Here is a 23,133-nt window from a genome sequence, read left to right on the forward strand (position 1 = left end):
TTTCCCATTTGACAGATACTCATTCACTGTTAACATAGTGTTACCAAATTAACAGGGGCGTATCATGCCAGCGCACACAATCACAATAGAACAATCTGCCCAGGCACCGAGAAAAGTCTTGTTTGAGTTATTAACCGATCATCAGAACCTGGGACGCTTCTTTGATGGTTCTTACCATCTGATCAGAAGCGGTAAACCAAAACCTAACGGCATTGGTGCCATACGCAGGGTCTCCGCCGGCCCCTTTACCTTTGATGAAAAGATCATAGATTACAAAGAAAATGAACACCTGCACTATCGCATCATCAGCGGCGGCCCTGTTGTTGAGCATGGCGGATGGATTCAGGTGCACAGCCTGAATGCCGATACAAGTAACATTCAGTACCGCATCAGCTTTTCACCCAAAATTAAAGGCACCGGCTGGCTGATAAAATTCTTACTGGAAAAAAGTATCCGAAAAGCACTGGCAAATCTTGCCCAGCATGGTGAAAGCAAATGGAAGTGCTGATATTACTGGCCATCAGCCCGCTGTTTTTTATCGCGATGCTATGGGAGTACAAATGTTTACGCCGGGAAAACAGCCCAGACTATAACTGGAAAGAACTGGCGTGCAACCTCACCCTGGCAGGTCTTCACCAGAGTGCCGATCTCATTGCCACTTTATTGCTTATGCCTTTTTTCCTCTGGCTTTATCAGTATCGCCTGTTCGATATCCAGATGTCTCTGGCCACCGTTGCGCTGGCATTTCTGCTGCAAGATTTCTGCTATTACTGGTTTCACCGGGCATCGCACCATATCAACTGGTTGTGGGCGTCGCACATAGTCCATCATTCATCTCAACACATGAACTTCACCACAGCCTTCCGGCAAAGCCTGACTTATCCTGTGTCGGGTATGTGGATTTTCTGGCTGCCGTTAATTTTAATTGGCTATCCACCAGACACTGTGGTTCTGGTTGTCTCTGTGAATCTTGGCTTCCAGTTTTTTGTGCATACCAGAGTGATCAAACGATTAGGGTGGCTGGAACACATCTTCAATACCCCGTCTCACCACCGGGTGCATCATGCCCGCAATCCTGAATATATAGATAAGAACTTTGCGGGGGTGCTTATTATCTGGGATAAACTCTTTGGCACTTTCGTACCGGAAAACGACAACACCATCATACGCTACGGGGTTCGTGAAGACGTCACCGGCTGGCGGCCGCTTCAGGCAACCTTCCATCACTGGCAACACATTTTCAGTCGCGCACTGGCACCCAATCAGTCATTGAAGTCGCGTTTATACTGCCTGTTCGGTCCCCCTGCTCACACCCGATGATCAGATAACCGACCTTTGTTTGATCCAGGTAAAATAAATCGTAATGAAACAGAATTAATATGAGCTCTCTTTCTATTATCAGGCCGGGAGGTTACGGTGAGACAACCGACTTTAACGACGGAACGTTTGTTGCTGCGTCCGTTGCAGCTTGCCGATGCAACCCTGATTCAAAAGCTGGCAGGTGAACCTGAAATTGCTCTGGGTACCACGAATGTGCCCTACCCGTATGATTCAGGCATGGCCGGACAGTGGATTGGCCGCTCATTAGCCGGTTGGGACAATGGTACACTGGCCATCTTCGCGATAACATTAAAAGACACAGAGCAATTAATCGGATGCATAGGATTGCACAATATCGAGCAGCACAGTGCGCAGTTAGGGTTCTGGTTAGGTGTTCCATTCTGGGGTCAGGGCTATTGCACAGAAGCTGCCCGCCGGTTAGTTGATTTTGGTTTTTTTGATCTGAAACTCAGCAGAATATTTGGTCAGCACAGGCGTCTCGACCCCAGGCCGGGGAAAGTCCTCGAACGCGCGGGTTTTTCCTTTGTACGCGTCAAGCCTGACGCCACGCGAGTCAACAGAATCACTGAAGATCTCTCCTATTACGAAGCCACTCATCCCAACCTCATCGAGATTTAAATACCTACCGTCAATGGCAAATTTCTACCATACAGCAAAAAAATGCCACAAAATAATTAACTACATTAATAGGCTGTAATGAAATTATCACCCGTAAAATACATTGGTTACTATAATAATGGTGACGGTTAAGTAACGATTAAGTTATGAATCACTATATTCATAAGGGTAATAAGTGGGGCAGGCATACTATCCAATCAGAAAACAGGGAGTTGTAACCTAAATGGGGTTTACTTATCACAGGAGTGAAATTTTTTGGAAACAAGTAGGTCTAAAAATGAGAGCCCTGTAACTATTGATACCCCTAAGATACTTAGGCACAACCTAATCGATGGCTTTGCCACTGATAGATGAGGTGAATATTATGACTAGCTTTAAAGTACTCACTGCAACCGCTGTACTGCTAATGTCGACATCAGCTCTTGCTGATATTCGTGTGACGGATGCGAATAACGGTGCTTGGGTCACTGTGACCGAAAATGGCCAACCTGCTGCCAACGCATCTGTATCTGTTGCCAACGTACCTCAACAACGTAAAACGTACACCACCGATGAACGTGGTCGTGTATTCATCCCGCTGCAGCTGAACTCTTCTCGCTCAGTGAAATTCGAGGCCACTACCGAAAACGGCCAGAAATCATCTCGTTATGCATTTACTGGTTCACGTAAAAACTAAGTACAGTCGCTAAGAAGAAGGCTCCCGAACGGGAGCCTTCTGGTTTTTGTCGAGCAAGAAACAGGGGCTTGAACTTGATCTTATCTCACTGCAACATAAGAGAGACACTTTGAATATAAAATCAAACACAATAAATAAGAAATCACTGTTACAGGAGAGTAAACAGTCATGGTTGATTTTGCGACAGCAGCGACGAGAAGCGTATTACTGACAGGCTCATCAGAACACAAAAAACGACAAGAATTAAAAACGGCCTTTAATGAAACCTGGGCGCTTTACGAATCCCTTTTCTCCCTGATTAACAACCACTCAGTCTATTTCAAAAAAGCCGAACCCCTCCGGCATCCGCTGATTTTTTATTACGGCCACACAGCGGTCTTTTATATCAATAAGTTAAAACTTGGCAAATACATTGATAACAGAATTAACCCTCACTTCGAGTCTATGTTTGCTATTGGTGTTGATGAAATGTCCTGGGACGATCTCAATGACGCCCACTACGACTGGCCAGGCGTTGATGAGGTTAAAGCCTATCGGTGGCAGGTAAAAGACGCAGTCAATCAGGTCATTGATGAGATGCCCCTGACCCTGCCCATTACTGATAAAGATCCTGCGTGGGTGATTCTGATGGGCATTGAGCATGAACGCATTCACCTTGAAACCTCTTCTGTGATTATGCGCCAGCTCCCTGTTTCGGACCTGACACCATCTTCTGACTGGGAGGCCTGTCAGGAAGCAGGACCTGCGCCTTCTAATCAACTGATCGCACTGGCTGGCCGTTCGATCTCGCTGGGCAAATCCGAAGATGCCGACACCTATGGCTGGGACAATGAATACGGTGTCCAGCAATATAAAGTGCATGACTTTAAAACCAGTAAATACCTGGTATCGAACCAGGAGTATCTGGATTTCGTGAAGGACGGCGGATATCAGCAGCAAAGGTACTGGACGGATGAAGGCCTGGCCTGGCTGGCCTACACAAAAGCCACCATGCCCAGATTCTGGCTTGAGCGCAACGGCGTTTTGTTACAGCGTAACCTGACACAGGAAATTCCGCTGCCACTGAACTGGCCGGTAGAAGTGAATCAGCTTGAAGCCAAGGCGTTCTGTAACTGGAAAGCCGACAAGAGCCAGCAGTCGATCCGGCTGCCCACAGAAGCCGAATGGTACATTCTGAGACAATGCCTTGATTCGGCCTCCCCCTCCTGGCAAGAAGCGCCCGGAAATACCGAGCTGGCCTATTATGCCTCGTCATGCCCGGTTGACCGCTTTGAACATAATGGCCTGTGCGACATAGTGGGTAATGTATGGCAATGGACAGAGTCCGCCATCGACGGCTTTCAGGGGTTTAACGTCCACCCGTTATACGATGACTTCTCAACCCCCACCTTTGACGGCCAGCACAATCTGATCAAAGGGGGCTCATGGATTTCAACCGGTAATGAGACTATCCCCGAATCGCGCTATGCTTTTCGTCGTCATTTTTATCAGCATGCGGGATTTCGGTATGTCGCCTCTGAACAGGATCCAGCCAGCATGGCCAATCTGAATATTTATGAAACCAATGAGTTAATCGCGCAATATCTTGAATTCCACTATGGTAATGAGTATTTCTCTGTGCCTAATTTCTGTGTCAACGGGGTTAAGCAGTGCCTGCAGGAAATTTCCTTGCACAGTACGCAACGGGCACTGGATATCGGCTGTTCCGTCGGCAGAGCCAGCTTTGAACTGGCAAAGCGCTTTGACCACGTTGACGGCATAGACTTTTCCGCCCGCTTTATTCAGCAAGCATATGCCCTGCTTGAGCAGGGGGAGAAGCGCTATACCATTCCAACCGAAGGCGATCTGGTGGAGTTCAAAAGTATTACCCTTGACGAATTAGGCTACCAGAACCTGAAAGGCAATATTCACTTCAGCCAGGGCGATGCCTGCAATCTCAAGCCGCAGTTTACCGACTATGATCTGGTCTACGCCTCTAATCTCATTGACCGGCTGGCCGATCCCAGGGCCTTTCTTACCAGTATTGCCAAACGGATTGTTCCGGGGGGGTATCTGGTCATTACCTCGCCCTACACCTGGCTGGAAGACTATACGCCAAAAGACATGTGGCTGGGGGGAATCAAGGTTAATGGCGAGAATTTCACCACCTTAGACGGGCTCACGGAAACACTGATCCCGCATTTCGAACTGATTGCAGTCAAAGAAATTCCGTTTGTGATCCGCGAAACGAAACGGAAATTCCAGCATACTGTGTCTGAGATGACCATCTGGCGTAAACGCTAACCACAAGCCGGCGTGTCTTGCTGTTCACCTGACAACCCCGGACCAATACATTTCACTTGGTCTGGGGTAAACTAGCCGCTTTTTGAAGTGGGTACTGGCAAGTGAAGACACCGTGCGTGGCGAAATGTAAAAATCAGGAAGGGATCTGCAGTGGTTGCCTGCGAACCATGAAAGAAATCGGAGAGTGGCGATTAATGGACGATGACGCGCACACCCAGACTATCGCCCAAATCCAGGGAGTTGAAACCACACATAACTGCGAACGTTGTGGTCAACCCGCCTATTGCGCGATAGAGGATGGCAACAGCCAGTGCTGGTGCTTTGAACTGGCCAGACGCGATACCAGCAGCCTGCCTGAAGGTCAGTGTGTTTGCCGTGCTTGTCTCGCGAGTCTGCCACTGCTGTAAACGGTTAACTGCTACTATTAGAGTGACATTGCCGTACACCTGAGAGTGAAGCTCACATGAAAAAGTGGCTACTGTTTATGGTCTTACTGAGCCTTTTGGGTTGCAACCCTCCGCCAAAAGCAGGATTTACTGCCAGCGATTTGCAGCAAGACTGGGTATTAACCAAAATTGATGGCAGAGAGATCACTCAGATAGAAACGCGCACCCCCATCAGCCTGAGCCTGGACAGCCAGTTTAAAGCAACAGGATTCAGTGGCTGCAATCAGTTCATGGGCCTGGCAGAGCTTAAAAACGGTAACCAGTTCCGTATAACCTCGCTTGTATCCACTAAAATGGCCTGTATCCAGAATGAGGTTGCCACCGTCGAGGCGGTCATCGTCAGCGCATTGCAGCAATGGAATACCACTGCACTTGAAAGCGATACCTTATCACTGACGACAGAGCAGCACGTACTGACCTTTGTTCCCAAAGACTTGTCCGTGCCACTTGATTCCGCCACTCCCTGATTAGCTTGTTAAGCCAGCCCCTTGCCATGGTGGGCCAGATACGCAGAGGCTTTCTCGGGCGTCATATACTTGCCTAAGGTCTTTTCCGGGACCAGGGTTAAATCCACGACGATCAATCCATCCAGCGCATCATTGAACTCAGGGTCAACATTAAAGCACACCAGCTTACCGTTTAAACCCAGATACTGCCGCAATAATACCGGCACGCTTTTTCCTGCATCCATCCGCGAAATCACCTTAGAAAGCAGTTGGACGTCCGCCAGTGCCGATAACATATCTGGCTGCCAGAACACCCGGTTATTGCTGGACAAGGGATGTGTCGGCGCCACCAAACGTGCGCTGCTTTCATCGGCATGATGCACAGACATACAGGCGGCGAGCAACTGTCTGGCCTCATGACTGTACTCATCACTGATACTGACCGGACCGAACAGATGCGTGTATTTCGGATGCCGGCACACGAATGCCGATATACCTTTCCACAACAACAATAACGCACTCAGACTGCGCTGGTACTCTTCTGCCACCACTGAGCGCCCCAGCTCAATGGAAGCGCCATACTGGCGGATAAAACGCTCGTCGTACCGGAACAGCGTACGGGAATAGAGGCCTTCCAGGCCGTGCTTGGCAATCAGTTCATCCGTCAGTCCCAGCCGGTATGCGCCAACAATTTTTTCAGCCTGACGATCCCAGACAAACAGATGCAGATAACTCTCATCGAAGCTATCCAGATCGCTCGCTTTTCCCGTGCCTTCTCCCACCGCCCTGAAATTGATTTCGCGGATGCGGCCCAGCTCTTGTAATATCGCCGGGATCTGACTAGCCCGGGCACAGTAAACATCAAACTCACCGCTGCTCAGCATCCGCTCGTCATCGCCGAGGCTGGCGATATCCTTTTTCAGTAAGGGTAAAGGAACAGGCGCATCTATGGGTTCTCCTGAAGCGACCATTTTTGATGTACCCGCGACAGAAGCGGAGGTACCTGACGATATCAAACCGGCCTGGCTGCCCAGCAAATAGGTATTGAATTTCAGATAATTGACCAAGTGCTGGTCGTCACTGATATTTTTCACTTCGCTGAACCGAATGCTGTCGCCGATTGCAATCGGAATCGGCGATTGCTGCTTATTCAGCATTTCCCTTCCCAGCATCAGGGTGCGCAGCATGGGATGAATTTTCCCCGCCATATAAAAATGACGGCTGTTGCGCCCGCCAATAAACACAGGCACTGTTGTAGCTTTATGTTTGTGGATTAAACGGCTGACCGATTTACTCCACTCTTTGTCACGAAGCTGCTTTGATTGCCTGTCATAGGCTGACACTTCACCGGCCGGAAATACCAGCAGCAATCCCCCGGTGCTTAAATGGCGGTTGGCTTCGCGCAAGGCTTTAACATTGGCCCGAAGCGCGCTTTCCCCTTCGAAAACATCAACACCTATAAACAGTGAGTCCAGTTCAGGGACCGTCTTGAGGTAATGGTTAGCCAGAATTTTCACGTCCGGCCGGATTCCTCGCAGTATCCGGGCCAGAATAATGCCCTCTGCACAACCAAGAGGGTGATTCGCCACCACCACGACAGCGTCCTGCGCGGGGATATTCTGATAACTCCCTTTTACAACATGAAAATCTATCCCCAGCACGTCAAGGGAATAGCGAAGAAACGACTCGGTATCTTGTCCCACAGGCCTGTCAGCATAAAAGCGACTCAGCCTGTGCAACCCCGTCGCCCACTCAGTCAGTTTCTCACCGACCCCAAACGGGGTTTTCCGTGGCAAACGAAAAGGACTTACGGTTTCCATACTGTCTCCATCCGAAGTTGGTGTTCAATACGAGTATGAAAAGAATGTGTGACTCAAACGTGTCAGTTCTGCGGCAGAATGATGAGAGAAATACGTCAGTTTGATGAACCGGCACCGGCTTCACAGGCTCTGAAGTAACAGGACAAAAAAATTGAAAGCGCGACGTTCTTAACATTAAGCCAAAGTGAAGCAAAGAATAACGCTATCTTTCTCTGTATAACTCAAAATATTATTTAACCCCCAAAGGACGGAGGTGGCTGGGAAAGAGGATGAGCTGTTGTGAAAAAACTCATGCTAATACTGGTACTTAACCTTGTACCATTATTCATTCTGCTGTTAGCCTTCATGCCAGTGCACTGTTCAATAAGCATGACGGACTGGATCGACCGGCTGTTTCATGCCCCGCAGATTTCCCTTCACACGATTTGCCATTCACCGCAACCCAATAGCAATAGCGTTAACAGGTACTGACCCCTCCTCTTTGCACAATTCTGAACTATTCTCTCAATAGGAATCGCAAAAATGTCCTACTGAGCGAAAGGCTGCACTCCCAGTGACTCAGCCATCACTCAGCGGTTACTTGCGCTGGGATTCCTCGTTGAATAAAGGATTGCATATTTGGATACTTTGCTTGGAAACATTGGCTACCTGTCAGCCGCAACCGGTTTTCTGTTCATTTTTTTGCTGTTGCTGACAACCAAAGAAAAAAGCATGCCAAAAAGGCTGTTACAGCTCACCTGCCTCCTTGGTGCAGCCTGGGCCATCACGTCATTTATTCAATATCGCTACCAGCTCTCCATTTTACCTGTGCTGCTGACCGAGAGCTTACTGACACTGGGCTGGTGTCTGCTGGTGTCCAGCAGCTTAACCAATGCCGTGCAGGTGAAAGACATCTTCAGGGAGAAAGCCCCCCGCTGGCTTTGTCTGTTCATCGCCGCAACCATAGTGCTTGAACTGGCACGCTTCATCTGGCCAATACTCAGTCAGCGTACTTTCGTCTTCCTGCACTTATGTCAGGCAATTATCGGTCTGTGGTTTGTCGAATTGCGCTTTCGCCGAACCCATAAAGACGAACGCTGGGCCATCAAGCCTATCTGTCTGGGATTGGGGGTCTATTTCGCTTACCACTTTGCGCTTTATGCAGATGCTTTTCTCACCAATATTCTGGCTTCCGGCTTTTGGCTTGGCAGAGGCTGGATAGCCCTGATGTCCCTGCCTTTCATCCTGCTGACAGCCAGGCGTATCAAGCACTGGCAAAGCCGGGTGTACGTCTCGCGGGATATCATTTATCACAGCACGCTGTTACTCGTTGCAGCAGGATATCTGCTGGTGATGGCACTCGCGGGTTTTTATATCAAATCCATGGGCGAAAGCTGGAGCGATACGGTTCAGATCCTGTTTTTTGCGTTAAGCGCACTGGTGCTGGCCAGCCTTTTTCTGTCAGATACGTTTCGCAAAAACATCATGGTTTTTATCACCAAACATTTCTTTGCCAACAAATACGAATACCGTGAAGAATGGATGCGCTTTGCCACGGCGCTGGAACATCCGGAAGGCACACAATACGACACAGCACTGCGCGCCATGCTTCACCCTTTTGGCTGTCACAGCGGTGTGTTAGCCACCAGGCAAGGCCCGAACATGAAAGTGCGGGCCTGCCACAATATTGACCACCAGCATCCGGATATTCAGATACTACTCAGCTCAGCCGCGCTACCGGCTATTGAGCATCAGTGGATTGTTGACGTAGACGCCGCCCGGCAAGACAAAGAGCCCGCACCGTTCCGGTTAGATGCAACCGCACTTTCCGCTGTGGCAGAATTGTCTTATATCGTGCCCTTATCGAGCAGCAGCGGAACCCTGGGCGTGTGCCTGCTTTCCAGGCCCACATCGACAGAAAAAGTCAACTGGGAAGACCGTGATTTAATGAAAGCGATCAGCCGCCAGCTTTCTGTTTATCTCAATGTGTTTGAAACCAATCAGAAACTTGCTGAAAGCCAGCAATTCGATACCTTCAACCGCATGTCTGCTTTTCTGGTACATGACCTGAAAAACGTGTTAGCGCAACTGCAGCTTCTCAGCAAAAATGCGACAAAACACCGGGATAACCCCGACTTCATCAGCGATGCCTTTGATACTGTCGATTCAGCCGCTCACCGGCTGACGAAAGTGCTGAACCAGCTCAGTAATAAGCGGGTTGAAAGTCAATCTGAAGAAGAGATCAACATTGAAGATCTGATACGGCAAGTCTGCAACACCCGCGCCGTCCGAACACCTCCGCCGCAGTTTATTGAGCAGGCCGACCTGCCATTTACCCTGAAAACGGACAGAGAACGTTTCAGCAATATGCTGTCTCATCTGGTTCAGAATGCACAGGAATCTACCAGTGAAAACGGTTATGTGCATGTGTCGACGACACGCAAAGATCGCTACTACCTGATCACCATCTCTGACAACGGCAGCGGCATGAGCAGCGATTTTATCGAGCACAGATTATTCAAGCCCTTTGATACCACCAAAGGCAACGCAGGCATGGGGATTGGTGCCTATGACGCAAAAAACCTGATTGAGCAATTAGGCGGATATATAGACGTGGAATCCGAACCGGACAAAGGAACGACCCTGTATATTCATCTGCCTGTCAGTGTGCCAGCCTAATCCTCCGGGACAAAGCATTTGCCAGAAAGGAAAGCAATATGGATACATTACTTGTCATTGAAGATGATCCAGGTATTCAAAAACAGCTGAAATGGTGCTTCCCGCAGTACGAAGTCGTTATGGCCGCTGATCGAAAATCGGCCATTACCGCGCTGCGACGTTACGAGCCCAAAGTCATTACCTTAGACCTCGGACTCCCGCCTGATGAAGCCAATGCGTCAGAAGGGCTCGCCATATTGCAGGAAATGCTGGCACTGGCGCCTTACACTAAAATCATCGTCATTACCGGCAATGATGACAAAGCCAATGCACTGAAAGCCATTGAACTCGGCGCGCACGATTTCTATCACAAACCAATAGATGATGACATTCTGGCCGTGATTATCGACCGGGCATTTGTGGTGGCCAAACTGGAATCGGAAAACATCAGTCTGCGCCAGTCTTCACTTGAAGCCAATGGGTTCATCGGAAACAGCCCGCAAATACAGCAAGTGTGCCGGATGATAGAGCGCATCGCGCCCACGGAAATCACCACTTTGATCCTGGGTGAAAGCGGCACCGGCAAAGAAGTGATCGCCCGTGCCATTCATGCGAAAGGACCAAGAGCGGATAAGCCTTTCATCGCTATTAACTGCGCCTCTATTCCGGAGCATCTGCTTGAAAGTGAACTGTTTGGATTTGAAAAAGGCGCCTTTACCGGCGCGCACAAAACCACGGCCGGCAAAATTGAATGTGCTGACGGCGGCACGCTGTTCCTCGATGAAATCGGCGACATGCCCTATCCGCTGCAAGCCAAAATACTCCGTTTCCTGCAAGAAAAAGTGATTGAACGTGTCGGTGGCCGCCATGAAATTCCGGTGGATGTCAAAATCATCTGCGCCACCCATCAAAACCTCGAACAAATGATGGCAGATAAAACGTTTCGGGAAGATCTGTTCTACCGCATCAGTGAAATTACCATTCAGAACCCGCCACTGCGCGATCGTGATCAGGACATTCTCATTCTTGCCCGCTATTTTTTGCAGCAGGCCAATCAGCAGTCACCGCGAAAAATCAGCGGTTTCACCGACGATGCCATACGCGCAATGCTTCAGCACAGTTGGCCCGGTAATATCCGTGAGCTGCAAAACAAGGTGAAATCGGCGGTGATCATGTCGGATAACAAATTCATCAGCTCGCTCGATTTGGCGCTTCAACCTATCGAAGATGATCTCGAACCCATGGCGTTAAATTTACGCCAGGTCAGAGAAGCGGCTGAGAAGCAGGCGATAGCAAAAGCACTGTCACTCAGTAACGGGAATATGTCTAACACCGCCAATATACTGGGGATTACGCGGCCAACACTGTATTCGCTGATGGATAAGTACACGGTGAAGAATGGGTAGGTCATTTCATCATTGTTCTGTGTGGTGGTATGTCTGGGGTTGATCGTGTGTCTGAGTGTGGTGGTATGTCGCGCTTGAGTTCAGTGATTCTCTCGCCATTGTCGGACGCGCGCCAGTGACTCTTTGCTGGCACAAACAGTAACCAGAAATGCCTTTTTGTTCTCTGGTGTGGTCCGGGGCGGTTGTAGGCGCTCCCGGCGCCGACAACCTAAAAATACATCCTTGTATTTTTACCCTGGGATAGTGCCACCAATCTACATTTTCATGCCGTCATTTCCGCGACAGGCGGAAATCCACATTACGAATGCGATTCTAAAGGCTGAGTAAGTTATGTCGCGCTTGAGTTCGGTGGTTCACTTGCCACTGTCTGATGCGCGCCAGTGACTCTTTGCTGGCACAAACAGTCACCAGAAATGCCTTTGTTTCTCTGCTGTTGTCCGGGCCGGTTATAGGCGCTCCCGGCGCCGACAACCTAAAAATACATCCATGTATTTTTACCCTGGGATAGTGCCACCAATCTACATTTTCATGCCGTCATTTCCGCGACAGGCGGAAATCCATACAGTGAGCTGGCACTATGTATGGTCCGCCGATGCTTCTTATGGCAGGTGGTAGCGAGTGCTTCGTCCGCCTGACTCTGACTTCACCAGGCACTTCAGTTCAACCAATGCAGCTAAGTGCCGGGTGGCTGTTGGTCTACTCACTTTCGCCACTTTATGGTACTGGCCTGCGCTGATTCCCTGTTCAAAATCGCCATCCAGCATGCGGTTAAGTACCTTAACCTGCTCGGCAGTCAGCTTTGTCTGGTCTACCGCCCGCCAGAAATTTGTCTTATAAATGGTTTGATCGATTTCTTTGAGCACCTGTGAAAAGGTTTCATCCAGGATATTGAAAAACCACTGTAACCAGAGGGTAATATCCAGCCCACCTCTTTGAGTTTGCTCTAATATTTCATAGTAACTGCTGCGATTAGCCAGAATTGCCACAGACATAGCATAAAAACGCACTGACTGCTGTTCCGCCTGAGCCAGTGCTAAATCTGTCAGTAATCGGGTGATACGACCATTCCCGTCATCTAACGGGTGCAGTGTGACAAACCATAGATGCGTAATTGCAGTTCTTACTAATGGATCAAGGGCAGGATCAGCTTTGGACATATTGAACCACTCAATAAACTGAGCAAGCTCCCCTTCCAGTACTTCCCTGCCGGGCGCTTCAAAATGAACCACCGGGCGATCAATCCTGCCGGAGACAACCTGCATCGGAGTCTTTCCCCTTAGCTGACCACCAATCACAGGGTTAAACATCGTATAGCCTTCGGGAAACAGCCTGTCGTGCCAATGTAAGATGCGCGCCAGCGTTAGCGGAGCGTCTGAATTCTCAACGGCATCGAGCATGATTTCAGCCAATCCGTCGGTTTGCTCTGTGGTCGGAAATGGCTTTTCCTCACTAATCCCCAGCCTATTGGCTAACGATGAGCGAACAGAGAATGCATTGAGTTTCTCCCCTTCTATCGCGCTGGAATGAAGGATATTGGCTAACAGCGTATCGAGCAGGGTTTGAGTGCTGTCTTGCGACTGGATCATCATCTTGCCCAACAAGATCCCCTGGTTCAGGCGAACCTCTCTGAGACGCGGTTCAATGAGGCTTTTATCCCACGTAAAATTCGGCCAGTCGGGTTGTTGCCATATCCACATATCTTGCTCCGTGATGCAATAAAACACCTTATTCGAATCAAACTATGATTCATTTAAGGCATTTAATCAAATCATAAAGTGATTCGAATAGAGTGGGTAATCGTATCATTGTGCTTTGAGAGGGTGTCTGGGGTTGATCCTGTGTCTGAGTTTCGTGGTATGTCTGAGTCTCGTGGTATGTCGCGTTTGAGTCTGATGATTCTCTTGGCTGTATCTGATGCGCGCCAGTGACTCTTTGCTGACACAAATAGTCACCAGAAATGCCTTTGTTTCTCTGGTGTGGCTCAGGTCGGTTGTAGGCGCCCCCGGCGCCGACAACCTAAAAATTCGTTCTGAATTTTTACCCTGAGTTGCGGATATCTTTACGTTTCGGGTTCGTTATTGGACAAGACAACTTTGGCATATTCGTTATCTCCACCATTACTTGGCCACCATATTCTTATGGCAGGTGGTAGCGAGTGCTGCGTCCTCCTGACTCTGACTTGACCAGGCACTTCAGTTCAACCAATGCAGCTAAGTGCCGGGTGGCTGTTGGTTTACTCACTTTAAGTTCAACAACCAAAACACCGGGACTCAAGCGCCTCAATGCCTGCGGCGTACGTTCATCACAGCTCAAGGAAGACGTCTGAGTTCAAGTTAACACCTTGAATTAAATAATTCACACCCGTTCTTACCAAAATAAATGTTAGTGCGCCATCGCCATTTTCAAACCGGGCTTTCACAGTAAAAACAACAATATTTTTTCTGTCTCCACTCGCCGTTACTATTGAGTTTGATTTAACAAACACTGGCGTGTCAAAGCTCTTGAGCTGACCAACTTTAGAAAGGTATGCCGTTATTTTCCTGCCTTTTTCACTGTCAAAACCAGCCAATCCTTCTGGTGTGAATAAATGTCTAAAATTATCTACATTCCATGTTGTAACTAAAGGCATACTCTCTTCTATAAACGGAGTTGCTTCTGCGATGACTTCTTCACTTTTATAATCTGCCCAAAAAAGAATGCCAACAATGATTACGATAAAAGCAACTATTGAGATGCCAATAATTTTTAGAAACTTTTTCACATCTTCTCCTATATGCACAAAGTGGATTCTCTCATCGCCACCTTTTAACCATATTGGCTAAACTATGATCTTTTTTCCGAGGCTCACCATGTCATAATTCGTTTATAGTATTGATCTAGCTAAACATAGGTTCAGTATCCACGGTGAGGATCATCAAAGCAAGGTAGAATTCCACAGAACGACCTTAAAAGGACATCATTTCAGGCGGATTGTATGTCGCGCTTGATCTCGGTGTTTGTCTCGCACGCTTTGATACGCGCCAATCACTTTTGAACCGCGCAAAGCGTAGCCAGAAAAGCTTTTGTCTTTGGTGTAAGCCGAGTCGGTTGTAGGCGCTCGTGGCGCCGAAAACCTAAAAATACATCCATGTATTTCTACCCTACAACTGTTGGGGGCAAGTAAATCGTAAATTCATTTATCGGTTCAATTAAAACACTGTACGGAGCCTGTTGCTCTGATTCGTGAACGATACCGAGATCAGACAGAAGCTTAAATTTTGCTGACAGTAACTTAGCTGGTTTAACGTCCAGCTGTTTATGCCACACGCGATATGTACCTGGTTTCTTGTCTCTTCGATAATAAAACCCTGCCAGAGGGTGCGTCAGATAAACTAATGCAGATTCGGTATCCGGGAATCCCGGGAAGTCAAATGAATCAGATTCTGATTGGACTAAATCAACAGATGCTTCAGCCCAACTCGACTGTGTTTCCATATGGTATTTATCGTACAAACCAGTCGCTTCATTGAAGGTGCAATCGAAGCTAATTTTTCCTGAATGCCAGGGAAGATTCCATAAATATTTTGGCACAGTTAGTGTCCAGGAATCTAAAACTGTACCCAGGAACCAGACGCAACGTTCACCCGTTTTGGTATCGATGATGTATATCCGATAGTTCGTTTGCCCCATGGTAAATTTGGGGAACGGGAAAACAGCCGAAGTAAAATCAACATCAATAAATGGAACGACTGATATTAACCCCATTTTTTTACTGTTAATGCCGACAGTATCCAATTGGAACCTTTCAGGTAAAATCCCATGAAACCGCTCAGCCGGAACAGCATAAGTAATAATCGCAAAATGCTTTAATCTACAATGTATATCTATACCCTTTGGCTTTGGTCGATCTGTTAAGTAGTCTTCTAGCTTTCGCTTTTCTTGCACGATACTTCCTTGAAATTTAAAGAATAACATGACTCCCCGCATCAGGATTTTCCTCACTTGATGCCAGCACCAGAGCTAAATTACCGGAGTTTACCATGCCACAGTTTTACTATGGCATAGATATAGCCAAACATAGCTTCAGTATCTGCGGTGAGTATCACCAAGACAAGGTGGATATCTGTCATGAACCTTGGAACCACTTTAAAAACATCAATTCAGGCGGATTGTATGTCGCGCTTGCGTCTGATGATTCTCTTGGCTGTATCTGATGCACGCCAGTGACTCTTTGCTGGCACAAACAGTAACCAGAAATGCCTTTAGGTTCGCTGGTGTTGTCCGGGCCGGTTGTAGGCGCTCCCGGTGCCGACAACCTAAAAATACATCCCTGTATTTTTACCCTGGGCTGTAGATATATTTACGTTCCAGACTCGTTGCTTTGATCTTCATTTTGCCCTGAATACATAACGCCACCAGCAGTGGCAAAGTCAAAGCGCTGCGCTTTGCGAATCCATATTAAAGTGCCTGTGTTATTTATTGCTGCTGAACATAAATCAGTCGATTTGTATCAAACCCCCGTTCAGACGACATTTGAATGAATTTTTCCATCACTGCAGGTTCGACTGTTGGCGTTCGTGAAAGTAACCATAGATAGTCGGTATTAGGGCCAGACACAAAAGCATAACTGTAATTTTTTCGATCAAATTCAAACACAACGTAAGAACCGTAAAATGGACCAAAAAATGAGACTTTGAGATAACCGTCTGTTGGGCTGTTCACAAAATAAGCTTTGCCTTCCGCCTCTTTCCATTCGTTATCAGCTTCTGAATAACCCCGATTGAGTACCGAAACACCACCATCTTCTCGCATACTGTACTCAGCCGTGACCTGACTCAGCCCTCTTTCGAATGAATGGTCAAGGCGTGCCACCTCATACCATTTGCCCAGATAATTATTCAGTTCAAACCCCGATACAGGTTTTACTGATTCGGGCATACCCACACAGCCACTAAGCAAGACTGCACATATAATCAACAAGGTTACTCTCAAAATGCCTCCGAATACTTAGATGAATGACAAGGACTCGTCTTTCTCAGCTTCTGCCGCACTCCGTCAGCCAACATGTACGACTACAGAATCGAAGCGAAGCCGTAATGCTTCAGGCGTCGCAGTGACAGGCCTGATAATACGCATTACACCCATCCTCTCAGCTTGGCAGCGATGTATGGAGCAAAGAACGTTGTTGCAAGAACAACAGGCCAGATGTTGCCCCCCTTGAATGTGTAGGCCTCGAGCAACTCGGACAACGATTTGCCTTGCCAAAGCCCGAACGAAAACTCAAAAGCGAGTGTAAGAACAAGCCAGCCCGCCCCGACAGCACATAGCACAAGGGGCCGACTGATATCCAGCCATGGAAGGGAAAAGTACGCCACGCCAATGATTAAAGCTGAGAGCAGTAAACCGCTAAGCACGAGCGCGACCGGCGTTCCGAACCTGGGTACAAGTGCCGATTCACGCAGCACGCCATTGGCAACAGCCAGAGCCAGGATGCCAACCCAGATGACCAGTGCCTTGAAAACGACTACCTTCAGCATTACCTGCTCCCATCGCGCCTAACAAATGACATGGCTCCCCCCCTTCTGACTTCGCCAAACTTAGTCAGCCTGATTTCATTCTGGCCGGAGGTCACCATGTCACAATGTCTATGGTATTGATTTAGCCAAACACGCGTAATACGTGACATGGTCATGATGTCAGCCATACTGCGCAGCCTGACACTATCGCAATGGAGCATCCATTTCCCAAACAGGAGCCGGATGCACTTACTTCCTGATGGCCCGTAACATCCATGATGTTTTTTCATGAATCCGCATGCGATCCGAAACTAACGCTGCCGTTGATTCATCATCTGCAGACTGCGCCAACTTTAAGACCTCTCGTGAGGTTTTCACAACCTGCTCATGTCCTTTCGTTAACAGGTCCACCATTTCTTCTGAACTCGGCACGCCTTCCACTTCCTTGATTGAGCTTAGTCTCGAAAACTCTTTGTAAGTGCCCGGAGCAGGTACATCCAAGGTGCGAATGCGCTCTGCTATATCATCTACAGCAGTTGCCAATTCAGTGTAATGTTCTTCAAACATCAGATGTAATTCGCGGAATTGAGGTCCGGTCACATTCCAGTGAAAATTATGTGTCTGCAAATACAACGTATAGGAATCAGCCAAAAGGCGTTTTAATCCTTCCGCGATTTTCTGTCTATCTTCAGTGTTTATTCCAATATCAATGCTAGTCATCCGATGTTCCTCTTTTGATGTCAAAATTCGTCTAAGACATTAATTTAGCCAAACATAACTTTAGTACCAACGGTGAGGATCACCAAGGTGAGGGGTTGATCTACAGCAGCGATTTGAAGGATATCATCAATGGACATTCTCAAGCCGCCATTTCTGCGTCAGTGGAATCCATACCGCGAAGACTGAGTAAGTATGTCGCGCTTGAGTTCGGTGTTTTTCTCAGCATCGTTGGATGCGCGCCAGTTACTCTTTGCTGGCACAAACAGTAACCAGAAATGCCTTTGTTTCTCTGGTGTTGCCCGGGCCGGTTGTAGGCGCTCCCTGCGCCGACAACCTAAAAATTCGTCCTGAATTTTTCCCTGGAGAAGTGGACATCATCAATGGACATTCTCAAGCCGCCATTTCTGCGTCATGCGGGAATCCAAACCGCGAGTACGATTTCTAAGGCTGAGTATGTATGTCGCGCTTGAGTTCTGTGTTTTTCTCAGCATTGTTGGATGCGCGTCAGTTACTCTTTGCTGGCACAAACAGTCACCAGAAATACCTTTGTTTCTCTGGTGTTGTCCAGGGCCGATTGTAGGCGCTCCCAGCGCCGACAACCTAAAAATACATCCATGTATTTTTACCCTGGGATTGTGAATATAAACAAGCAGCTGCGTTGGTCGGCGTATCGCCTATGAACTGGGAAAGTGGACAATATTAAGGACTTCGAAAAATACAGAGCGGCCGGGCTCAAGTCAGAACTGTTCTGTACATAGCTATGATGTCCGCTATGCAGTGTAACCCTGTTTTTAGACGCACCTATCAACGACTTCTGGCTGAAGGAAAACCTAAAAAAGTGGCGATTATCGCCTGTGTCAGCAAGATTGTTGTTATCCTCAATTCGATGCTACGGGATGGCATTCACTGGGAAGAAAAAACGGCGTTAATTTAATGATTGACTTCATAGTCTCTTGTTAGCTTAATTGCAAAAAATTGCACCAAAACATTACCCATATGAAAAACGATGATAATATTATTGAATAACTAAACCAAAGGTCTATTCATATGAGCCAAGAACTAATACCCAGTAACCAAATGAACATGAATTTAGTCCCCGTAACCGAAGGGGAAGTCGATGGCATTAACATGGGCGTGCTTTCTGATGGCACTCCATTTTTGTCATCACGAGGCGTGGCTAGATTAGTAGGCCAAGCTCCGAGTAGCATTATAACTCTCGTGTCTAATTGGGATGAAGAGAAGTACAAACCTCGTGGTGCAAAGATTTCCCAAATATTGAAAGAGCAAGGTGTTAGTGATTCAAAAATTCATGTTGAAGTCGTACTGAATGGTGTAAAAACACACGCTGTAGATGATGCAACATGTTTAGCAATTCTCGAATACTATGCTTTTGATTCTACTTCTAAGAACCAAGAAATCGCGCAAACTAATTATCGATTGCTAGCACGTCGTTCTATTCGTGAGTTCGTGTACACAAGCCTTGGATATGATCCAAATAATGTGGTCCCTCTAGAGTGGAAACACTTCCACGATCGCATGCTTCTGAACGAAGTACCTAGAGGATATTTCAGCATCTTTAAAGAAATAGCTGACTTGATGGTTTCCTCAATCCGTCAAGGACTCGTTGTTGATGATCACGTTGTTCCAGACATCAGTGTCGGGACAGCTTGGAGTAAACACTGGGAAAGCAAAAACTTAGAAGGGAAGTATGGTCCTCGTACAAAACACCCACATAAATATCCAGACTATTTCCCTCAATCCAAAGCTGGTCCAGTACCAGTAAACATTTATCCACTGGCAGCTTTGGGCGAGTTTAGGACTTGGTTTGAAAGCACATATCTATCAGAAAAGTTCCCTAGCTACCTTAAGGGGCAAATCAAGAAGCAATCAATTTCCGTTACTAGTGCGGAACTACTGCTAGAAGCTGTTGTTCCAAAACAGATTACCAAGCATTAATGATTACAGCCGCCATTATTGCTTTATTGGCGGTGTCCGCTTCCCCTATGCTGAGGCAGTCTAAACTGGAAACCTCTAGTTTTGAATTGTCTCGCTAAAGGGAAAGTGGACAGACGAAACCTGCGGGCGCCCCCCACCAAATGCCAACCGAGCAATTTGCTTAATAAGGCTGTCCGGGCTTGTTCAACACCCGGATAGAAGTATCGGCTGCGCGACACGTATCCTTATTTGTTATATTTTTTTGCTTGCTAATAATAGGCAGTAGTTCTTTACCTTATCTACTTTTCCTCCAACCAAATAAACAAGGGAGTTCGAGTTTACCCAATCTATGTTTCTTGTTTGTAGTTCTTTTTGGAGAGTACTTTTAGGCTTAGCTAGCTTTCTTTTATGCTTGTGTTCCCAAGACTGGAATTGAACAGGCAGATCTTCGCTGCCCAACCACCAATGGGGGATTGCCGTTTTCCATTTATCTTCAAGCCAGACATCAGACAAAGCAATTATGTATTCATGATCAGCATAAAGATCATAGCAATTGATAAAAGACCGATCACTACTAACTACCCTTTCAATATCATCCACCACTAGTGACTTTTGAATCGATTTAGAAAGGCGCTTTGCTTCAATGTAAAATATTGATTTGTATTTTGGAGAAAATACCATCCCATCAATATGCTCACTCTTCTTAACCCACGGAAACTCTAACCAATGTACTGAGTCTTCATCATCTAATGCAGTTTTTAATGCGTTCACAAAATTGTGAACCTGATTTTGCTCTGTAAATCCTGTGGAGTCTCTCGCTGGATAAAATGAACATAGCATCCGCTCATATGTACCGCACATATCTTCAAAAGCAATTGATATTATTTTCTCCATAACTCACCTAAAAAAATATAACGCTGGCCATCAGGGGCAAATTTGGAGCGTAGCGGAAAATTTGTCCCTTGCATGGCTTTGTTATGTGCGACGTTCATTTGAACTCATCATTTAGCAACAACATCGCCGCAGCAGTGGCATTGATTGCGTACATTGCTACATTTTCAGGCACTTTCTTGAGCTGTGTTCCTCCACCATGTGATGTGCTCAGGCGGTTCCTAAGTGTTGCAATCAAGATGAGTGGTTGCTCCCAGAATGAATCCAAGTTCGATCCACCGATCAGCGCCTTTAGCAGTGTCGATGCGGTGTCCGTTTGCTTGTATGCAACTGACTTTCGCATGCACAGCACTTTCATAACGCTCTCGAAGCTGCTGCAACATTTCGTTAGGCAATCCCCGAAATCCCGCTTTCTGAAATCTTCAAGGGCATTCAAGAACTCTGCATTTGCTTGATGGAACTCTTTCCCCTTGAGCAAGGTGAGTGCCGGTTCAATGGCGGTCTTGTGTAGAGCTTCGCTGTCTTTCCTAATGATCTGCGGATAACCGCCAATCCTTGTGGCCATCGTCGGAGTTCCATAAAACGAAGATTGAAATTCCTCAACGGTATAACCAGTAAGGTGGTACGGTAACTTGTCAACTCTAAAAAAATCGTTGATCCCCTCTATTAAAGGATTGTCCGGCCAAGTAATGCCGGGCAGGTTTGACTTAAAGATGAGTTCGATGACATCAAACAACTCTTCATCTTTGCAGCTGAGGACGAATTGGAGTACGTCGTCCGGCTGCTGCCCTCGCGCATTTGAGAGCTGAAACTCCCCGTGCAAATAGCCAACCTTCGTATGTAGTTGCGCTAGGAACTCCCCAAAATGGCCCTGCAGGTGATCGCGAAGCAACATTATCAACCTGTTTCTAAAGGTTCTAGTGAGCGGCGTAAGTTTTGAATCTGTGTCAGATAATTGTCTTCGAGAAAAGACGTTGAAAAGTTCCTCAAACATGGTTCAACTCTCTTAGCACATAACGCTCAAAGCAGCTGCGCGGTACGCGTCGGCTGGCTTTGCTTGTTAGCAGCCCAAACCGGACTTTCGCGGCTTGCCGCACTGGCAAACCCGAACAACGGCAGACTGCTTTTAATTAAAAACTACACCGGTTAACTGCGATACCGCGAGCCAACCGGAACCTGTAAAACTGTTAAGCGAAGCCAAGACGAACAACGCTACCGCCACCACCGTTTGCAGCAAACCCACAAACTGGCGAACGTTACCTTTTGGCGCTGCCGCAAAGAAAACCAAACGCGAGCAATGCCGGAACAAAACTACCGACTAAAACCGTTAAAACCCGAACACCTGCTAACATTTTATTCAACGACACCATGTCGTATAACTCTGTCATATAACTCTTTCAATTAGAAATAACATAAGCGATTGATTATATTGAACTAAGTGCGCGTAACCAGATAAATCTATCAGTAAGATACACGACATCTTGTCGTGTATCTTACTCGATCGTCTTATGCCACCCAATTGATATTCTTTGCTGTCTTTGTATTCCATGACTTACCGCAAAAATCAGCGACGCATAACTTGTGAGAAAAGCGACATCGGTCACTTACCCAGCACAAAAAAGCCACAGCATATCCACCCAGCTACAGAAACTGCATTCGTTGTAGGGATTGCCGCCTGCGCGGCAATGACAGAAGTGAATAATGAATGTCTGGCTGAAAACACACTGCACAACAACCACAAGATCCCAGAAATCCTCTCACCCAGGGAAAAATTCAGGACGAATTTTTAGGTTGTCGGCGCCGGGAGCGCCTACAACCGACCGGACCACACCAAAGAACAACAAGGCATTTCTAGGTACTCTTTTTGCCTCAAAAGAGTACCTGGCGCGCATCAACCAATGTCAAATGAGTCACAAAACCCAATGCGCGACATACCCACCAACCCCCAAATTACACATGCTATTAACGTGAGCAGATATGCTGGCAAGCACCACCCCAGGGAAAAATTCAGGACGAATTTTTAGGTTGTCGGCGCCGGGAGCGCCTACAACCGACCCGGACCACACCAAAGAACAAAAAGGCATTTCTGGGTACTCTAATGATATGGTCCGCCCCAACCTCACCCCTAGCGACGTCAGTGGCTAAGCTTGAGGAAACCGAAACCACTGAGGTGTTCCATCATGGACAATTTACATATTCTTGGCATCGATCTAGGTAGACGTACATTTCACTGTATCGGACATGACCAGCATGGGCATGAGGTGTTTCGTAAGAAATTCAATCGGGCTCAACTGCTTTTATGGCTCTCTAATTTACCCCATACAACGGTGGCATTTGAGTCTTGCGGCGGCGCGCATTGGTTAGCCCGAAAATGTGAAAGTTACGGGCACGAAGCAAAACTCATCCCACCTCAATATGT

Annotated in this window: 20 protein-coding genes and 2 pseudogenes; 13 read left to right on the plus strand and 9 right to left on the minus strand. The window is 47.3% G+C overall.

Features of this window, described 5'->3' with window-relative positions:
* The first annotated feature begins 64 nt into the window (after nt 1-64).
* From H511_RS0106700 to H511_RS0106730, 7 genes are all read left to right on the plus strand, one after another.
* Nucleotides 65-508: an SRPBCC family protein gene (locus H511_RS0106700; protein ID WP_027251607.1), complete on the plus strand. Its 444-nt coding sequence runs from the start codon at nt 65-67 to the stop codon at nt 506-508.
* Nucleotides 496-1,320, plus strand: coding sequence for a sterol desaturase family protein (locus H511_RS0106705; protein WP_027251608.1), 825 nt, complete (start codon nt 496-498; stop codon nt 1,318-1,320). Before H511_RS0106700 ends, H511_RS0106705 begins: the two co-directional genes overlap by 13 nt.
* Before the next feature lie 96 nt (nt 1,321-1,416).
* Nucleotides 1,417-1,959 (plus strand): GNAT family N-acetyltransferase, encoded by a 543-nt coding sequence (locus H511_RS0106710; RefSeq protein WP_027251609.1) that lies wholly within the window; start codon nt 1,417-1,419, stop codon nt 1,957-1,959.
* Between the two features lie 364 nt (nt 1,960-2,323).
* On the plus strand, nt 2,324-2,635 hold the full coding sequence (locus tag H511_RS0106715; protein WP_027251610.1) for a hypothetical protein: 312 nt from the start codon (nt 2,324-2,326) through the stop codon (nt 2,633-2,635).
* Between the two features lie 168 nt (nt 2,636-2,803).
* Nucleotides 2,804-4,918 carry a 5-histidylcysteine sulfoxide synthase gene (gene ovoA, locus H511_RS0106720; protein WP_027251611.1) on the plus strand — a complete coding sequence of 705 codons (2,115 nt, stop codon included), beginning with the start codon at nt 2,804-2,806 and terminating at the stop codon, nt 4,916-4,918.
* A 116-nt stretch (nt 4,919-5,034) separates the two neighbouring features.
* Complete coding sequence (locus H511_RS0106725; protein WP_420028966.1) at nt 5,035-5,325, plus strand: cysteine-rich CWC family protein; 291 nt, start codon at nt 5,035-5,037, stop codon at nt 5,323-5,325.
* A 56-nt stretch (nt 5,326-5,381) separates the two neighbouring features.
* Nucleotides 5,382-5,831: an META domain-containing protein gene (locus H511_RS0106730; RefSeq protein ID WP_027251613.1), complete on the plus strand. Its 450-nt coding sequence runs from the start codon at nt 5,382-5,384 to the stop codon at nt 5,829-5,831.
* An 8-nt stretch (nt 5,832-5,839) separates the two neighbouring features.
* Here the strand turns inward: H511_RS0106730 and H511_RS0106735 are convergent, their stop codons facing one another.
* Nucleotides 5,840-7,630 carry a lysophospholipid acyltransferase family protein gene (locus H511_RS0106735; RefSeq protein WP_027251614.1) on the minus strand — a complete coding sequence of 597 codons (1,791 nt, stop codon included), beginning with the start codon at nt 7,628-7,630 and terminating at the stop codon, nt 5,840-5,842.
* Between the two features lie 618 nt (nt 7,631-8,248).
* Here H511_RS0106735 and prsK point away from each other — a divergent pair.
* Nucleotides 8,249-10,288 (plus strand): XrtA/PEP-CTERM system histidine kinase PrsK, encoded by a 2,040-nt coding sequence (prsK, locus tag H511_RS0106740; RefSeq protein WP_027251615.1) that lies wholly within the window; start codon nt 8,249-8,251, stop codon nt 10,286-10,288.
* 38 nt (nt 10,289-10,326) lie between these two features.
* Nucleotides 10,327-11,673: a PEP-CTERM-box response regulator transcription factor gene (gene prsR, locus H511_RS0106745; RefSeq protein ID WP_027251616.1), complete on the plus strand. Its 1,347-nt coding sequence runs from the start codon at nt 10,327-10,329 to the stop codon at nt 11,671-11,673.
* Nucleotides 11,674-12,272: 599 nt separating this feature from the next.
* Here the strand turns inward: prsR and H511_RS0106750 are convergent.
* The 6 genes from H511_RS0106750 to H511_RS0106785 form a co-directional block, all read right to left on the minus strand.
* On the minus strand, nt 12,273-13,370 hold the full coding sequence (locus H511_RS0106750; protein WP_027251617.1) for a Fic family protein: 1,098 nt from the start codon (nt 13,368-13,370) through the stop codon (nt 12,273-12,275).
* Between the two features lie 605 nt (nt 13,371-13,975).
* Nucleotides 13,976-14,434, minus strand: coding sequence for a hypothetical protein (locus H511_RS0106755; protein ID WP_027251618.1), 459 nt, complete (start codon nt 14,432-14,434; stop codon nt 13,976-13,978).
* A 374-nt stretch (nt 14,435-14,808) separates the two neighbouring features.
* Complete coding sequence (locus tag H511_RS0106760) at nt 14,809-15,597, minus strand: DUF2071 domain-containing protein (protein ID WP_027251619.1); 789 nt, start codon at nt 15,595-15,597, stop codon at nt 14,809-14,811.
* Nucleotides 15,598-16,128: 531 nt separating this feature from the next.
* Nucleotides 16,129-16,644 carry a lipocalin family protein gene (locus H511_RS0106770; RefSeq protein WP_027251620.1) on the minus strand — a complete coding sequence of 172 codons (516 nt, stop codon included), beginning with the start codon at nt 16,642-16,644 and terminating at the stop codon, nt 16,129-16,131.
* 143 nt (nt 16,645-16,787) lie between these two features.
* Entirely contained in the window at nt 16,788-17,189 is a 402-nt protein-coding gene (locus tag H511_RS0106775; RefSeq protein WP_027251621.1) for a hypothetical protein, read from the minus strand.
* 228 nt (nt 17,190-17,417) lie between these two features.
* On the minus strand, nt 17,418-17,888 hold the full coding sequence (locus H511_RS0106785) for a Dps family protein (protein ID WP_027251623.1): 471 nt from the start codon (nt 17,886-17,888) through the stop codon (nt 17,418-17,420).
* Nucleotides 17,889-18,120: 232 nt separating this feature from the next.
* Between H511_RS0106785 and H511_RS24610 the strand changes: the two genes are divergently transcribed.
* The 3 genes and pseudogenes from H511_RS24610 to H511_RS0106795 all read left to right on the plus strand — a co-directional run bounded on the left by H511_RS24610 (nt 18,121) and on the right by H511_RS0106795 (nt 19,844).
* Entirely contained in the window at nt 18,121-18,333 is a 213-nt protein-coding gene (locus H511_RS24610; RefSeq protein ID WP_155804823.1) for a hypothetical protein, read from the plus strand.
* A 198-nt stretch (nt 18,334-18,531) separates the two neighbouring features.
* Nucleotides 18,532-18,822: pseudogene (locus H511_RS24315) on the plus strand (transposase); the annotation flags it as partial.
* A gap of 113 nt (nt 18,823-18,935) precedes the next feature.
* Nucleotides 18,936-19,844 (plus strand): BstA C-terminal domain-containing protein, encoded by a 909-nt coding sequence (locus H511_RS0106795; protein ID WP_027251624.1) that lies wholly within the window; start codon nt 18,936-18,938, stop codon nt 19,842-19,844.
* A gap of 231 nt (nt 19,845-20,075) precedes the next feature.
* On the opposite strand, the gene H511_RS0106800 is transcribed toward H511_RS0106795, so the two are convergent.
* Nucleotides 20,076-20,717, minus strand: a complete 642-nt coding sequence (locus H511_RS0106800) for a hypothetical protein (RefSeq protein ID WP_027251625.1) — start codon at nt 20,715-20,717, stop codon at nt 20,076-20,078.
* Between the two features lie 94 nt (nt 20,718-20,811).
* Nucleotides 20,812-21,708: a DUF7014 domain-containing protein gene (locus H511_RS0106805; protein WP_027251626.1), complete on the minus strand. Its 897-nt coding sequence runs from the start codon at nt 21,706-21,708 to the stop codon at nt 20,812-20,814.
* A gap of 1,186 nt (nt 21,709-22,894) precedes the next feature.
* On the opposite strand from H511_RS0106805, the pseudogene H511_RS24905 reads away from it, so the two are divergent.
* A pseudogene (locus H511_RS24905) lies at nt 22,895-23,133 on the plus strand (IS110-like element ISSpi6 family transposase); the annotation flags it as partial.

It is taken from the genome of Photobacterium halotolerans DSM 18316 (genome assembly GCF_000425165.1).
Taxonomy (GTDB): domain Bacteria; phylum Pseudomonadota; class Gammaproteobacteria; order Enterobacterales; family Vibrionaceae; genus Photobacterium; species Photobacterium halotolerans.

What these genes read in the sequence shown, in the direction of transcription:
- H511_RS0106700 (WP_027251607.1), top strand. Translation starts at nt 65, where the DNA reads ATGCCAGCGCACACAATCACAATAGAACAATCTGCCCAGGCACCGAGA.
- H511_RS0106705 (WP_027251608.1), top strand. Translation starts at nt 496, where the DNA reads ATGGAAGTGCTGATATTACTGGCCATCAGCCCGCTGTTTTTTATCGCG.
- H511_RS0106715 (WP_027251610.1), top strand. Translation starts at nt 2,324, where the DNA reads ATGACTAGCTTTAAAGTACTCACTGCAACCGCTGTACTGCTAATGTCG.
- ovoA (WP_027251611.1), top strand. Translation starts at nt 2,804, where the DNA reads ATGGTTGATTTTGCGACAGCAGCGACGAGAAGCGTATTACTGACAGGC.
- H511_RS0106730 (WP_027251613.1), top strand. Translation starts at nt 5,382, where the DNA reads ATGAAAAAGTGGCTACTGTTTATGGTCTTACTGAGCCTTTTGGGTTGC.
- H511_RS0106735 (WP_027251614.1), bottom strand. Translation starts at nt 7,630, where the DNA reads ATGGAAACCGTAAGTCCTTTTCGTTTGCCACGGAAAACCCCGTTTGGG.
- prsR (WP_027251616.1), top strand. Translation starts at nt 10,327, where the DNA reads ATGGATACATTACTTGTCATTGAAGATGATCCAGGTATTCAAAAACAG.
- H511_RS0106750 (WP_027251617.1), bottom strand. Translation starts at nt 13,370, where the DNA reads ATGTGGATATGGCAACAACCCGACTGGCCGAATTTTACGTGGGATAAA.
- H511_RS0106775 (WP_027251621.1), bottom strand. Translation starts at nt 17,189, where the DNA reads ATGCTGAAGGTAGTCGTTTTCAAGGCACTGGTCATCTGGGTTGGCATC.
- H511_RS0106785 (WP_027251623.1), bottom strand. Translation starts at nt 17,888, where the DNA reads ATGACTAGCATTGATATTGGAATAAACACTGAAGATAGACAGAAAATC.
- H511_RS24610 (WP_155804823.1), top strand. Translation starts at nt 18,121, where the DNA reads ATGCGCGCCAGTTACTCTTTGCTGGCACAAACAGTAACCAGAAATGCC.
- H511_RS0106795 (WP_027251624.1), top strand. Translation starts at nt 18,936, where the DNA reads ATGAGCCAAGAACTAATACCCAGTAACCAAATGAACATGAATTTAGTC.
- H511_RS0106800 (WP_027251625.1), bottom strand. Translation starts at nt 20,717, where the DNA reads ATGGAGAAAATAATATCAATTGCTTTTGAAGATATGTGCGGTACATAT.
- H511_RS0106805 (WP_027251626.1), bottom strand. Translation starts at nt 21,708, where the DNA reads ATGTTTGAGGAACTTTTCAACGTCTTTTCTCGAAGACAATTATCTGAC.